Source organism: Kaistella soli, assembly GCF_019038595.1.
Lineage (GTDB): Bacteria > Bacteroidota > Bacteroidia > Flavobacteriales > Weeksellaceae > Kaistella > Kaistella soli.
Genome location: NZ_JAHOPF010000001.1, coordinates 258,866 through 274,124, shown reverse-complemented (window position 1 = coordinate 274,124; position 15,259 = coordinate 258,866). Strand labels below are relative to the sequence as shown.

The window sequence follows — 15,259 nt, the reverse complement described above, 5'->3', positions numbered from 1 at the left end:
TTAAAACCGGCATCATGATGTCGGTTTTTTAGTGAATACTGATGCCATAGAACTCCAATTTCAGTAAAAAATAAACGCTATTTTCAGTTCTTATTGAAATTAATAATTTTTTGATTCTCAGTGAAATCGGACTTTTTATGACATAAAACATATATAGCGTAAAATTAATAATGATATCAACAAAAATTAAATCGTCCGATTCATTTTTTTGCTAACTTTGCCCCCCAATTTTATTTATAATTCAATGAAAAAATTCACAACTCTTTTGCTTGGCTTCGTGTTTTCTATAGCACTTGCTCAGGCACCCGCCAATTATTACAGCGGCACCGAAGGCTTAACCGGAGCTGCTTTAAAAACAAAACTAAGCGCCATCATTACCGCCGGTCACAAAGACAATGGTTATGACGGTCTTTACACAGGATATACGACGACAGACACCGATCATTACTACGAAAATGACGGTTCAGTTTTAGATATGTATTCTGAAAATCCTACCGGTACAGATCCTTATACTTACCGACACGGGATTAAAAAATGCGGAAATTACAGTGCTGAGGGAGACTGCTACAACAGAGAACACGTCGTGCCTCAAAGTTTTTTCGGATCCAAATCTCCGATGGTTTCTGACATCAACTTCATCCGTCCGACCGACGGAAAAGTAAACGGAATGAGAAGTAACTATCCTTTTGGTGCCGTTACCAATGCATCTTTCACTTCTAAAAACGGAACAAAGGTAGGACCAAGCACTTCTCCCGGTTACGGCGGAACAGTTTGTGAACCTATCGATGAATTCAAAGGGGACATCGCAAGGATGATTTTTTATTTTGTTACAAGATATGAAAGCCAGCTGTCAGGATTTTCTACAGGAAATATGCTGGGAGGATCTCCATATCCGGGTTTACAGAGCTGGGAAAAAGATGTACTTTTGAGCTGGGCAATTCAGGATCCGGTATCACCGACCGAAATCGAAAGAAACAATGCATCGTTTGTTTTTCAGAAAAACAGAAACCCTTTCATCGATCACCCGGAATGGGTACAGCAGATTTGGGGAACTCAGGTTATCGATACTCAGGCTCCGACTGCACCAACGAATTTAGCGGTTGTCTCCACCTCTACCAACTTTGCTAACTTAACCTGGACAGCTTCTACCGACAATATCGCAGTTGCTTATTACAAAATTTACGTTAACGGAGTTTTCCACAGCAATTCAAGTTCTACTACTGCAACTGTTTCGGCACTTACTCAGGGTACAACCTATAACTTCTACGTGATTGCAGCAGATGCAGCAGGAAACACTTCCCCTCAAAGCAACACCGCTACAGGAACTACTTTAGTGGATACTCAGGCACCTACAGCACCTACGAATTTAGAGGTAACCTCTGTAGGCACCAATAGCATCGCAATACAGTGGAATGCCTCTACAGACAATATCGGAGTAACATCTTATGATATCTATGTAAACGGAGAATTAATGGGATCTACTTCCTCTACCTCTACCAACATTGCGAATTTAAATCCTTTAACCACCTATACCATTTACGTAGTGGCAAAAGACGGCGGAAACAATGTTTCTCCGCAAAGCAATTCTGTTACGGCAACTACATTGGCTTTAGGATTAAACTGTGGCGATGAGAAGTTCGAAACCATCCCGGCAAGCTCTTCCACTTATTCCACATACAACTGGACCAGCAACGGCGTTTCATGGACTTCTGAAGATTCCAGAACAGATCAGACTATCAACGGAAGAGCGATCACAATAAGAGACGGTTTCCTTACAGCGCTTTCTGTACCGAACGGAATTGGTGATTTAAAAGTAACAACTCAACTTAAATTTTCAGGTACAGCTGGAACGCTGAAAATCTTTGTAAATGGTACCGATACAGGAAAAACAGTTCCGTACAGTTCTACAGCGACCACTACTGTCGTAACCGGAATTAATATTGGCGGAACAGTGGAAATCACGTTACAGAACACAAGCACCACCAACAGAGTCGCGATCGACGATATGACATGGACGTGTTACGCCCTTGCAGCCGTAAATGAAAGCGGTATTAACAAAAATGCCATCTCCATTTATCCAAATCCTGTGAAAAACGGGGAAATCAACGTAACCGGTAAAAACCTTTCCGAAATCTCTGCAGCACAGATCTTTGATTTCACCGGAAAATTGGTACAGACGGTAGCTCAGCCTTTCAAAAACTCAGGTAAGATTACTTTGAAAAACTTACCAAAAGGCATGTACATTTTGAAAGCAGGAAACAGCACTGCGAAATTTATTGTTCAATAATTTTAAGGACTTTCGGTTTTAATTAAAGACCGGTTTTCAATCCTTTTATGGTCGGAAGATTTTTCTTCCGGCCTTTTTATTTTCAAAAATAACAGCATGAAAACTTCAGCCATTTATCTTTTTACAACAGGCGTTTCCCAAGTTTTTACAGCTTATTACGGGGTGCTTTCATAACATTATTTTTTCATTTTAAATTATGAGAAATCTCATAATCAGAACGTTATGAGAAATCTCATAGGATTTGATTTGTTCTGACACTTCATTTCAATTTACCTTTGCGTCAGTTTTAAAAAAGGAATTCTGAGCAATGAAGCGAGCTTCTTAATCCTTTTTTTCCAACTCTGCTCTTAAGTATCATCTGACTGCTAAAGAATCCGTGGACGCACGCTAAAAAGATTCATTCAACGCGAGCCAAAATACAGCAGAATTCTCAGATCTTTCAAAAAAAACCGCAAGGTTTTAAATAAGGTCCAATCTGTTTTAAGAAATATTTAAGACCATAAAACTCACGTGCTTCTAAAAAATCCGTAATTTCATATAGAATTTTCCTGGAAAATTTCAGACGGATCAGGTAGAGTGAGCTTTCATTAATAATTTATTCAAATGAAAAAGTTACTCCTTTTGGTGTTGGCGGTATTCGTCAGTTGTTTATGTGCTGCACAGCAGGCAGAATCCGATACAATAATTAAAACTGATACGGTGGCCCATCCTATTAAAATAACTTTAAGTGCTACATACGTAACTCAGCATTACTGGCGGGGCATCGGGCGCGGAAAGCTCTTCGGCGAGGCACCTTCTTTTGAACCTCAGCTGACTTTCGCAAAAAACAGATGGACTTTCGGGATTTCCGCCGGAGCTTCTTTTGACAATATTTACAAAACCGTTCTGCCTTTCGTTATTTACAGCGTTACACCTGAATTTTCAGTAGCAGTACAGGATATTTATTCTCCCGGAACCAATTTTTGGCACTCAAAGCCCTTTGACTTCAATATTGCCACTTCCAAACATTTTGTAGATTATTATATGGTTTACCGTTTTAAGAAATTTCCACTGCAGCTGAAATGGGCAAGCATATTTTTGGGTAAAGACGCTAATGCAGACGGTGAAAGAAATTTTTCCTCTTACGCGGAGATTTCTTCAGGATTTAAAATGCGCGGATGGCAGGTTGACGGTTATATAGGCGGTACTCCTTGGAAAGGCCTTTACGCCAAAGAAGCAGGAATCACTAATCTGGAGGCGAAAATTCAGTATAATTTCCTTATTCATAAGAATGTTCCGTTTCCGGTTTTTGTGAAACTCGCTCACAATCCCGTTTCAAAGATGTCTCACATTGTTGGTGGCTGCACCGTGAATTTAAAGTTGAAATAAACTACTCCGAAAATGAAAAACACACTGACCAACCAGGGCAACGACAGAATTCTTACAGGATTTATTCTTGCTGTTCTCACGTTTTGGCTTTTTGCCAATTCGATGATGAATATCGGTTCCGTCATGGGTAAAGAACTTGGGATAGCATCGAATACCGTTAATATTGCAGTATCGCTTGCCGCTTTGTTTTCAGGGATTTTCGTGGTGGTTTTCGGAGGTCTGGCAGACCGTATCGGAAGGGCAAAAATTCTCAGATCAGGGCTTTATTTAAGCATCGCCGGCTCATTGATTATCGCGCTTACTCCTTCCGGAAAATTTGCTGAACCTCTTTTATTAACCGGCCGTGCATTACAGGGACTTTCTGCGGCCTGCATCATGCCGACAAGTTTAGGTTTGCTTAAGATTTTTTGGGAAGGCCCTGCACAGCAGCGCGCCATCAGCTTCTGGAGCATGGGGACATTCGGAGGATCAGGACTTTCTGCACTTTTTGCAGGAATTGTGGCTACAAATTTGGGCTGGAGATGGATTTTTATCTGCTCAGTTATTGTCGCCTTCACTGCACTATTTCTGTTGAAAGACCTTCCGGAAAGCAAAAAAGAATCCTCAGAAAAATACAGACCCGACTGGATCGGAATCCTCATCTTCCTGGTTTCGATGATTTGTCTTGAACTGTTCATTACCAAAGGTGCCGCTTGTGGGTGGTTGAGTTTCACTTCAATATTTCTGATTTTAGGGGCAGCGGTCACTTTCGCCATTTTCTATTATTATGAAAAACGTTCTGCAAATCATTTTTTTGAATTGAGTTTATTTAAAAACAAAGTGTTTTCCGGAGCCATCATCTGTAACTTTTTAATGAATGCTGCGGCTGGAATCGTCATTGTAGCATTAACATTAATGCAGACCGCAGCCAATTACAGCGCACAGAAAGCAGGTTTGCTGACATTAGGATATGCTGTTTCGGTCATACTTTTTATCAGAACCGGCGAACGCTTGATGCGTAAAACCGGAGCAAGAAAACCGATGGTTTGGGGTTCCCTCATTGTGGCTTTGGCAACCCTTCTTTTGATGCAGACTCATGTCATGGTTGCAACGTACAGAGTTCTGGCCCTTGTTGCCTTCACCCTATTCGGAACAGGACTGGCGTTTTTTGCCACTCCGGCGACTACAGCAGCGCTTTCAAATCTGCCCGCAGAACAGTCGGGAGCTGGGGCAGGAATTTTCAAAATGGCTTCATCACTCGGCGCGGGTTTCGGCATTGCAATTTCAGCTGGAATTTTCACTGCCGTTTCGAAATCCACGGATACTCTGGAATGGTTTCCAAATATATTTTCAGGAAGACAGGATAATATCAACTTCCGTCTTGCGGCAATTCTGGCACTTACTTCTGTTCTGCTGTTTGCACTTCTCTCAGCAGTGGTAGCCGGTATTAAAATTCCGAAGGACGGAGGAAAAATCAATACATAATAATTTAAAAACAATAGTATGCAAAATTCAACAGTACAGCAGGCTTACAAAGGTAACGACCGTTTGCTTTACGGAATTATCTTAGGGGTTTTAGCCTTCTGGTTATTCGCACAAACTACCCTTAACATCAACGTAGGAATGGCAAAAGATCTTGGAATGGAACCCAATATGATGAACATCGCGGTTTCCATTACCTCCCTGTTTTCCGGGATCTTCATTGTCGTTCTGGGAGGTTTGGCCGACCGAATCGGCCGTGTGAAAATGATACAGATCGGTTTCATTTTCAGTATTATCGGTTCCGCGATGGTGGCTTTAACACCCAGCGGAGCGCTGGCAACTCCTGTTTTAATGACAGGCAGAATCTTTCAGGGACTTTCAGGCGCCGCACTGATGCCTGCAAGTTTAGCTTTGGTAAAAGCATATTGGGACGGTGCCGCGAGACAGCGGGCAGTAAGTTTATGGTCCATCGGATCTTGGGGAGGTTCAGGTTTCTGTGCCCTTTTCGGCGGTTTGGTAGCATCCAATCTGGGGTGGAGATATATTTTCTGGGCTACCGTGGTGATTTCCATTATCGGTTTCCTGATGGTAAAAGGAACACCAGAAAGTAAAGGCGAGACCAAAGGGGATTATAAATTTGACCTTGCCGGTGTGATTACCTTTATGCTTTCCATCATCGGATTGCAGATCTTCCTGAGTAAAGGAAGTTCTTTTGGATGGACCAGTGGAATTTCACTGGGTTTGTTTGCCGCTTTCGCGATTTTTGGTTTCATTTTCTATAAACTTGAATCTAAAAATACCAGTGCATTTGTAGATTTCAAACTTTTCAAAAATTCTACTTACACCGGGGCCACCATTTCAAATTTCCTTCTGAATGCTACTGCCGGTATCCTGATAGTTTCTCTTTCATTAGTTCAGCTCGGAGCAGGATTAACTTCACAGGAATCCGGATTATTAACTTTGGGTTATGCCATCGCCATCGTATCATTCATTAGAGTGGGTGAAAAACTTCTGCAGAAATTCGGAGCCAGAAAACCAATGATCTGGGGTTCATTAATCGTTGGATTATCTATCATTTTACTGATGCAAACCCAGGTAATGACCGGAACTTATAAAATTCTGGCTGTTGTCTCATATACCCTCTTCGGTTTAGGTTTGGCATTTTATGCGACCCCTTCTACGGATGCGGCATTATCAAACCTTCCGGCAGATCAGGCAGGAGCAGGAGCAGGAATTTATAAGATGGCATCTTCTTTAGGTGCAGCACTGGGTGTTGCGGTTTCAGCAGCAATTTTCACGGCATTAAGCGGGATCCATTCAATGGATAGACGGACTGATCAGTTTTGTTGGAAGACAGGATAATCTTGCCCTCAGACAGGGTGCGATGATCGCATTGGGTGTGAATCTCTTAATGGTTGTTTTAGCCATCATCTCCATTGTATTAACCGTTCCAAAACATAAAAATTCAGAGTTGGAACAAAAAAAATAATCATACATTTTAATAATATCTCTAAGAAAATGAGTACAGAAGTTTTAGAAAAAATCAAATCAGGACAGGAAACCTTGAAATCCTGGATGAACCATATGCATCAAATGCCGGAACTGGCAATGACCGAAACCAACACCTCAAAATTTATCGCAGATAAACTTCGCGAAATCGGCGGCTGGGAAATCGTGGAAGGCGTTGGAAAAACCGGCCTCGTAGCCTCAATGAAAGTAGGTGAAAGTAACAGGTCAATCGGTTTGCGTGCGGATTTCGACGCGCTACCGATTGAAGAAGATAATGATCTTCCTTACAAAAGCGGCTTTCCCGGAAAAGGACATCTTTGTGGACACGATGCACACACTACGATGTTGCTGGGTGCTGCAAAATATTTATCAGAAAACAAAAATTTCAACGGAACCGTAAGATTGTTCTTCCAGCCCGGTGAAGAAACCATGGAAGGTGCTCCTGCAATGATTGCAGACGGACTTTTTGAAAAATTCCCGGTGGATTCTGTTTTCGGAATGCATAATATGCCGGGGCTTGAACTGGGTAAATTCTACTTCAACACCGGCAAATTTATGGCTGCCGTAGACAACTGGGAAATCGAAATTACCGGAAAGGGAAGTCACGGTTCTATGCCGGAATTGGGTATTGACCCTATCGTTTGTGGTTCAGCTTTGGTCATGGCGCTTCAGACTATTGTTTCCAGAAATCTTTCACCATGGCATACTTCAGTAGTGAATGTTGGCGCATTCCAGTCCGGAATTGCAGGAAATGCGGTACCACAGAAAGCAATTCTCCGGCTAAGCATAAGAAATATGGATCCTGAGGACAGAAAAATGGTTCTGGATAAAGTGAGAAAAATCACCAAAGCACAGGCTGAATCTTTTAACTGTCAGGTGGAAATCCGCGAAGGAATTCCGGGAACTGTACTGGTAAATTCTGATGAGGAAACCCATTGGGCAGCCAATGTCGCAAAGCAAACTTTTGGGGCAGAAAATGTGATTACCGATGCACAGCCTTATATGGGCAGCGAAGATTTTGCTTTCATGCTTGAAAAAAAGAAAGGAAATTACTGCATGGTAGGAAACGGCGATACTTTTATGGTTCACCATCCTCAATATATTTTCAACCAGGAGTTATTACCTGTTGGAGCAAGATATTGGGTAGCGTTGGTAGAAAACTATCTGAAATAAATTCAGTATTTTTTTTCAGAGAATCACTTTAAAAAAGTGCAATGGCCGGAATATTTTTCCGGCCATTTTTGTAATCCCTTAGTAATTCCGATGTACCCATTTTTTCGTAAATTAGTATTACGAAAACACTATTCATTTGATATTGAACAGTTTGAAATTCAATACCAGTTTGTTTACTGCGGCGCAACCTCCATTATTGAGCAGTTATTTCTGATATTTTAAAAATTACCCATCATGAAGAATAAAGCTGAACGCATACTCATCACCAAATCTTCAGGACAGAAAGTGCCATTTAATGTTGGGAAACTTAAAAAATCCCTCTTACGTGCGGGCGCAAATAATTTTGAGACGGAGGAAGTGATCAGTGAAGTGATTTCGTTACTGGCTGAAGGCATGTCGACGGGCAAAATCCATAAGGTTGCCTTCCGTTTACTGAAAAATGTTTCCCGTCCGGTCGCAGCGAGGTATAAACTAAAAAGGGGACTGCTGGAACTGGGCCCTTCCGGTTTTCCTTTCGAACGGTATGTCGCTGAACTTTTACAGGTTCAGGGATACAAAACCCAGGTTGGTGTTTTTCTTCAGGGACATTGCGTTACCCATGAAGTGGATATCACTGCCAAAAAAGAAGACGGTCAAATCATGATTGAATGTAAATTTCATAACCGGCCCGGATATGTATGCGACATCAAAATACCACTGTATCTCCATTCAAGATTTCGCGATGTGGCCACTTCAAAGAATGTTGCAACGGGTCAGCCTGAAAAGTTTGATCAGGGGTGGGTCATTACCAATACCCGCTTTTCGGAAGATGCTGCACGGTACGCAAAGTGTATGGGGATGCAGCTGGTCAGCTGGGATTACCCGAAAAACAATGCACTGAAAGACTGGATAGACCGTTCCGGGCTCCACCCCATCACTTCGTTAACCACACTCACCCAAAAAGAAAAACAACAGTTACTGGATGATAAAATCGTGCTGTGCAAAAGCATCGTGAACAGCCGCGAACTTCTGGAACATATTGGAGTGAGATCTCCACGTCTTCAAAAAGTACAGGCCGAATGCACCGCATTGTGTGAACCATTTACCACAACAGTCAACTCCATTAAAACGTAAAATCATGAGCGCACTCAAAATCAAATTTCTGGGAGCAGCAGGCACTGTCACCGGTTCCAAACACTTAATTTCCGCATACGGAAAAAATATCCTCATTGACTGCGGACTGTTTCAGGGACTTAAAGAACTGCGGCTGCTTAACTGGGAACCGCTGGCATTTCCCGCCGATCAAATTGATATGGTTCTGCTTACTCACGGGCATTTAGACCATACCGGCTATTTACCTCGGTTGGTAAAAGCAGGATTTTCCGGTGATATCATTGGAACTTTACCAACACTTCAGATCACGGAAATCATTTTAAAAGACAGCGCTAAAATTCAGGAAGAAGATACCGCACGAGCCAATAAATATAAATATTCAAAGCACCATCCTGCCCTGCCTTTATATAACCTTGATGATGTAGAAGAAACTTTGCCTTTACTCAAATCAAAACCTTTAAATGAATGGCAAAGTATTAACGAAAATATCCGCTACCGCTTCAGATACAACGGACATATCATTGGTGCGACGTTTATCGAGATGGAAATCGGGGACAAAACTTTAGTATTCTCGGGTGATATTGGAAGGGAAATCGATCCTTTACTCTTTCCGCCCGAAAAGCCGGAAAAAGCCGACCTGCTTTTCATTGAAGCCACTTACGGAAACCGCCTGCATCCTGCTCTTCCGGTTATTGATGCTTTGCAGGAACTCATCAACCGCTGCACCGAAAGAAACGGTACCATCATTATCCCAAGTTTTTCAGTGGAGCGCACCCAACAGCTCATGTACCTATTCTGGCAGCTTAAGAAAAGCGGAAAAATGTCAAAAACACCCATTTATATGGACAGTCCGATGAGCCGGGATGTTCTTGAAGTATTCCATCAGTACAGAGATTGGCACAGGCTTTCTCCAGAAGAATATTACGGGATGTGTGATGAGATCTCATTTATCGGTACCATTAATGAAACCCTTGCTTTGGCAAAAGATTCCCGCCCGAAAATCATCATCGCCGGAAGCGGCATGGCAGCAGGCGGAAGGGTACTCACCTATTTTGCAAAATATTTGGGGGATGCAAGTGCTACCATTATGTTGGCAGGATTTCAGGCAGAAGGAACCAGAGGCAGGGCTTTACTTGAAGGTGCAAAAGAAGTGAAGCTTTATGGCAAATATTTTACGGTAAGAGCAGCCATTGAAAACATCGAAGGACTATCCGGCCACGCTGACCAGAATGGTTTAATTGGCTGGATGAGCAAACTCACCACCAAACCCGAAAATATTTTCATCGTTCATGCAGAAAAAGAGGGAGCAGAAGGTCTGCAGCATCAAATTAAAAAAGTCTATGATTGGGGTGCTGAAATTCCCGCTTTGAATGATCATGCTGAAATCACTGTCATTCCGTAAAATCAAAAATCGAATTCCTGACGATGGAAAACAGAAAAATCCAGACGAACTGGAACGTCATAACAGGCGGACCCTGTACCGGCAAAACAGCAGTAGTGGACCTCCTTGCAAAAAGAGGCTATAAAACGACCATTGAGTTTGCCCGTCATTATATTGATATGCAGGAAATAAAAGGACGGACCGTGGAGGAAATAAGGAAGAATAAAAAAGAATTTCAGTTAAACGTCCTGAAAATGCAGATTGCCAAAGAGTCAAGCTTGGATCCTCATGAACAGGTCTTTCTGGACCGGGCTTTACCCGATGCTATGGCGTACTATCAGTTTTTAGGTTTGAAATATGATGATCTGCTCATGCGGCACTGCCATAAATATGCGTACCACAAAGTTTTCATTTTAGATCGTCTCCCTTTAACCAATGATTATGCACGGCTGGAAGATGAATCGGAACAGTTGCGGATCCATCACCTTATCATCAGTGTGTACGAAAGTTTACACTATCCGCTGGTTCATGTACCGGTTTTACCACCCGAAGAACGGGTGGATTATATCCTGAAAAATATTTAAGGGGCACAACTGATCTAAAATCTTTTAATCCTAATTGAAATCAAACAGAACGAATGTCAGTAAAAATAATTCCTCCAAAGATCAGTTTACAGCTGGTCTTTTTATTCCCTGTTCTAAGCAAAAATTTTATTACTTTAGTAAATTCTTCAAGCTTAATACCCCTCCTTGCAGAAACCTATTTAAATAGAATATAAAATTATTAATATACAACTAAAATTTATGAAGAAAACAGCTCTATTTTTTGCATTATTTATTTCGATGCTTTCATTTTCTCAGATCCATTTTGAAAAAGCTTATTTCGTAACCAATTCTGACCAGAAAACTGAATGCTTGATAAAAAACATCGGTTGGAAAAGCAACCCAACATCATTCGAATATAAAACAGGGGAAGACGCAAAAATCCAAACAGCAGACATCAGGAATGTAAAAGAATTTGAAATTTATAATCAAGTAAAATATGTCAGAAGCACTGTAAAAATAGACAGATCATCACAAGATGTAAACAAATTAAGCAAAGTACGAAAACCTGAATTTATTGAAGAACAGCTTTTCTTGAAAGAACTTACCTCGGGAAATGCGAATTTATATAAATATTCAGACGGCAATTTGATTAGATATTTTTTCCAAATGGGAGGTAACGAAATTCAGCAGTTAATTTACAAACCCTATCAAGCAGAAAAAGAATCGGTGATTTACAAGAGTTATAATACTGATTACAAAAAACAATTAGAACAAAATTTAGTCTGCCCGAACATCTCCAGCAACGAAATACAAAAGATTGAATACAAAGAAAAACCTTTGACCGAATTATTTATCAAATACAACGAATGCTCGGATCCAAACTACAAAAACACCTCTATTAAAAATAGTAATAAAGGGAAAATTAACCTAAGTATTCGACCGCGAATCAATTCTTCAAGTGTTTCATTATCCAATTCAAACCGAATCAATTTAGATCTCTCGAACAAATTAGCCTTTAGTGCTGGCTTAGAGGCAGAGTATGTTTTCCCGTTTAATAAAAACAAATGGTCAATTATTATTGAACCGAGCTACCAATATTATAAATCAGAAAACACAAGCGATGTAAATTACTTGGTGGGCAACAAACTTATTGCGGATGTAGATTATAAATCTATCGAAATACCAATAGGTATAAGACATTATATGTACTTGAACGACCAATCCAAATTATTTGTAAATGCTCAATACGTTTTAGATTTCGTGATGAATTCCTCTATTGAATTTAAACGCAGTGACAATTCAATATATGAAACCCTGACCGTGGATTCGAAACCAAATTTTGCCATTGGTGTTGGTTATAATTATAATAATAAATATGCAGTTGAGGCAAGATATTATACCAAAAGGAATATCACAAATGGCTACCTGGCCTGGAATAATAATTACCAAAACATTTCACTTATTTTTGGATATAATATATTTTAAGATTTTATTAAAATCGCCCATTAGGAAAAAGACCTAAAAGCGAAATACACAAAAATAATTCCTCCAAAAGACCAGTTTATAGCTGGTCTTTTTTTAATTTTGAAGAATGGAACAGAAAAAATTGGGACTCATAGGGAAAAACATTTCCTATTCATTTTCCAAAAAATATTTTGAAGATAAATTTCAGCGTCTGATGCTGAAAAATCATTTCTACGACCTATACGATTTACAGGATATTTCTGAAGTGGAAAACATTTTCGGAAACGCTGGTCTTTCCGGTCTTAGTGTTACAATTCCTTATAAAGAAAAAATTCTTCCTTATCTGGATGAACTCAGTGACGAAGCGCAAAAAACGGGAGCCGTAAACTGCATCTTGATTAAAGACAACATAAAAAAAGGATTTAACACTGATGTTTTCGGTTTTGAAAAAACGCTGCTCCTGCACAAGAAAGATTCCCACGATTCCGCACTGATTTTAGGAAACGGCGGCGCCGCAAAAGCTGTACAATATGTCCTCAAAAAGCACAATATCCCCTATAAAACCGTTTCAAGAAATACTGAACTTAATTTTGAAAACCTTACTGCGGAAACCGTTTCTGAACATCCGCTGATTATTCAGTGCACACCTGTTGGAACTTTCCCAAATGTGGATGACTGCCTTGATTTTCCGTTTGAAGGAATTTCCGAAAAACACCTGATTATCGACCTCATTTACAATCCAAATTACACGAGTTTCATTAAAAAAGCTGCGGAAAAAGGCGCCAAAACAGTGAACGGTTTCTATATGCTTGAGCAGCAGGCAGAAAAAAACTGGGAAATTTGGAACATTTAATAAAAAAAAGTTAATTTAGTGCTTTGCTTACCGACAAAATTTCATTCAGGAAGTTTTGCCGCTTAATTCTAATACCATGTTTGCTATGATTACAGAAGATTCAATCTCTGACAACAATGAGAAAAAACCTTTTACGGAAGAGGTTACACAGGACAACAGTTCCGAAAACACTACAGAAACCACTGCAGAAAATGCTGCAGAAGTTCCTGAAGAAAACGATGCTACTGAAAACGTAGAAACTGCGGCAGAAGAAGCGGCATCAGATACCAGCACAGCAAACAAAGAAGAAGCGGCGGAAATTTTACAGAAAGAACCGGAACATCAGGCAGATGTCGACACTCAGAAATCAGTAGAAATTCCTCAGGAAAAAGTGCTTTCCGAAATTGATCCCGACAAAGCCGACGACGGCGAACCTCACGAAGAACATCATGACGAAACTGAATTGGATACGGTTGCTCATTTAACATTACCTGAAGTGCTGAAAGAAATGGAAGCCATCATCAATAAAGAAGATGCGGGAGCGAATTTCAGAAAATTCAGTCAGCTTAAAGAACAGGCTAACCATTTCATTCACGACGAAACCGAAGATCAGAAAAACGAATTCGTTGCTGCGGGAAACGCTGAAGAAAATTTCAGTTTCCATCATCCGGCACAGGCGAAACTTTCCGGGCTGATTGCAGTCTTCCGCGAAAAGAATGAAGAATATTCCAAAAAACAGGAAGAAAACCATTCTAAGAATTTGGAAGAACGCCAGAACATCATCGAGAAATTAAAGAATCTTTATACCAATACTGAAGCAGGAACCAACCTTTTTAAAGCCATCCGCGAGATTAAAGAACACTGGAAAAATGCGGGACAGGTGGCTAAATCTGAATTCAAACTACTGAATAACAATTACTTTCATCATTTGAATCAGTTTTATCAGATGCTCGATATGAACAAGGAATATATGGAGCAGGAATATGCCCATAATCTCGAAAAGAGACTTCATATCATCGAAAGAGCCAAACAACTCGAAACTGAATCTGCTGTACAGAAAGCACTGAATGAACTTCAGTATCTGCACAAACTCTGGAAAGAAGAGGCAGAACCTGTTGCAGAAGAATTCCGGGAGAAAACCTGGGAGGAATTCAAAGAAATTTCCAATAAAATTCATGAGAGAAAATCTGAGCTTTCCGCGCAAATTGACGAAGAGCAGAACGCAAACCTCGAAAAGAAAAATAAGATCATCGAGGAAATTAAGAAAATAAGCACTCCGGAAAAAGAGCCGAATCACAATTACTGGCAAAGTTCCATCAAGAGAATTGAAGATCTGAGAAGCGAATTCCTTAAACTGGGAAGCGTTCCAAGAAAAGTTTCCAACCAGAACTGGAATGAATTTAAACAGCATCTCAGAAATTTCAATACCAAAAAGAATGAATTCTACAAAGGGCTGAAAAATTCGCAGCAAACGAACCTCGACGAGAAACTGAAACTCATACAGACCGCGAAAGACAACAGCCTTTCCGAAGACTGGGAAATTACGGTTCCGCTTTTCAAAAAACTTCAGGAAGACTGGAAAAAAATCGGTCACGTTCCGAGAAGCATGACGAATAAAGTTTGGGACGATTTCCGTGAAGCCTGTAATGCGTTTTTCAACAATTACAGAGAGAAAAATAACGCGGTAAGCGACAACTGGAAAGAAAATTATAAAAATAAAAAACAGCTTCTTGATGAACTGAAAGAGATTTCGGACGAAGAAGGAAGTGTGGAAAAAATCGAAAATATCAAAACAAGCTGGAACAATATCGGAAAAGTTCCGCGGGAGAAAATTTCGATTAATACAGAATTCAATAAAACGCTGAGAGAAAAACTGAAACTTAACAAAATTCACGAGTACGACCTGAAAGAAGAAGGTCTTTCTGAAAATCAACTGACTGATAAAGCAAGAAAAATCAAAAATCAGATTGCTGATCTGGAAGCTGAAATCGTGAAAATGGAAAACAACCTGAGCTTCTTCAGCAACTCAACACGCGAAAATCCTTTACTGAAGGAAACTTTCGAAAAAATCGACGAGAAAAAAAGTCAGCTTGAGGTCATGAAACAGAGTCTTCATAAAATTCTTAGTGGTGAAAATCAATAATTAA

11 protein-coding genes are annotated in these 15,259 nt (G+C 40.3%); all 11 read left to right on the top strand.

What is annotated here, in order from left to right; translation table 11 throughout:
• The first annotated feature begins 244 nt into the window (after positions 1–244).
• The 11 genes from KSK37_RS01270 to KSK37_RS01220 all read left to right on the top strand — a co-directional run bounded on the left by KSK37_RS01270 (position 245) and on the right by KSK37_RS01220 (position 15,255).
• Positions 245–2,287, top strand: a complete 2,043-nt coding sequence (locus KSK37_RS01270; RefSeq protein WP_217198970.1) for an endonuclease — start codon at positions 245–247, stop codon at positions 2,285–2,287.
• A 603-nt stretch (positions 2,288–2,890) separates the two neighbouring features.
• Positions 2,891–3,655, top strand: a complete 765-nt coding sequence (locus KSK37_RS01265) for a hypothetical protein (RefSeq protein WP_217198969.1) — start codon at positions 2,891–2,893, stop codon at positions 3,653–3,655.
• A gap of 12 nt (positions 3,656–3,667) precedes the next feature.
• Positions 3,668–5,119 carry an MFS transporter gene (locus KSK37_RS01260; RefSeq protein WP_217198968.1) on the top strand — a complete coding sequence of 484 codons (1,452 nt, stop codon included), beginning with the start codon at positions 3,668–3,670 and terminating at the stop codon, positions 5,117–5,119.
• 18 nt (positions 5,120–5,137) lie between these two features.
• Entirely contained in the window at positions 5,138–6,478 is a 1,341-nt protein-coding gene (locus KSK37_RS01255) for an MFS transporter (RefSeq protein WP_217198967.1), read from the top strand.
• Between the two features lie 156 nt (positions 6,479–6,634).
• On the top strand, positions 6,635–7,798 hold the full coding sequence (locus KSK37_RS01250; RefSeq protein ID WP_088358304.1) for a M20 aminoacylase family protein: 1,164 nt from the start codon (positions 6,635–6,637) through the stop codon (positions 7,796–7,798).
• A gap of 234 nt (positions 7,799–8,032) precedes the next feature.
• Positions 8,033–8,911 (top strand): restriction endonuclease, encoded by an 879-nt coding sequence (locus KSK37_RS01245; protein WP_217198965.1) that lies wholly within the window; start codon positions 8,033–8,035, stop codon positions 8,909–8,911.
• 4 nt (positions 8,912–8,915) lie between these two features.
• The gene (locus KSK37_RS01240) at positions 8,916–10,292 is read left to right on the top strand and encodes an MBL fold metallo-hydrolase RNA specificity domain-containing protein (RefSeq protein ID WP_217198964.1); all 1,377 of its coding nucleotides are present in this window, start codon (positions 8,916–8,918) and stop codon (positions 10,290–10,292) included.
• Between the two features lie 23 nt (positions 10,293–10,315).
• The gene (locus KSK37_RS01235; protein ID WP_217198963.1) at positions 10,316–10,855 is read left to right on the top strand and encodes an AAA family ATPase; all 540 of its coding nucleotides are present in this window, start codon (positions 10,316–10,318) and stop codon (positions 10,853–10,855) included.
• A gap of 330 nt (positions 10,856–11,185) precedes the next feature.
• Positions 11,186–12,301, top strand: coding sequence for a porin family protein (locus KSK37_RS01230; protein WP_217198962.1), 1,116 nt, complete (start codon positions 11,186–11,188; stop codon positions 12,299–12,301).
• Positions 12,302–12,407: 106 nt separating this feature from the next.
• Positions 12,408–13,133 (top strand): shikimate dehydrogenase family protein, encoded by a 726-nt coding sequence (locus KSK37_RS01225; protein WP_217198961.1) that lies wholly within the window; start codon positions 12,408–12,410, stop codon positions 13,131–13,133.
• A gap of 85 nt (positions 13,134–13,218) precedes the next feature.
• On the top strand, positions 13,219–15,255 hold the full coding sequence (locus tag KSK37_RS01220; protein WP_217198959.1) for a DUF349 domain-containing protein: 2,037 nt from the start codon (positions 13,219–13,221) through the stop codon (positions 15,253–15,255).
• The last annotated feature ends 4 nt before the right edge of the window (positions 15,256–15,259 follow it).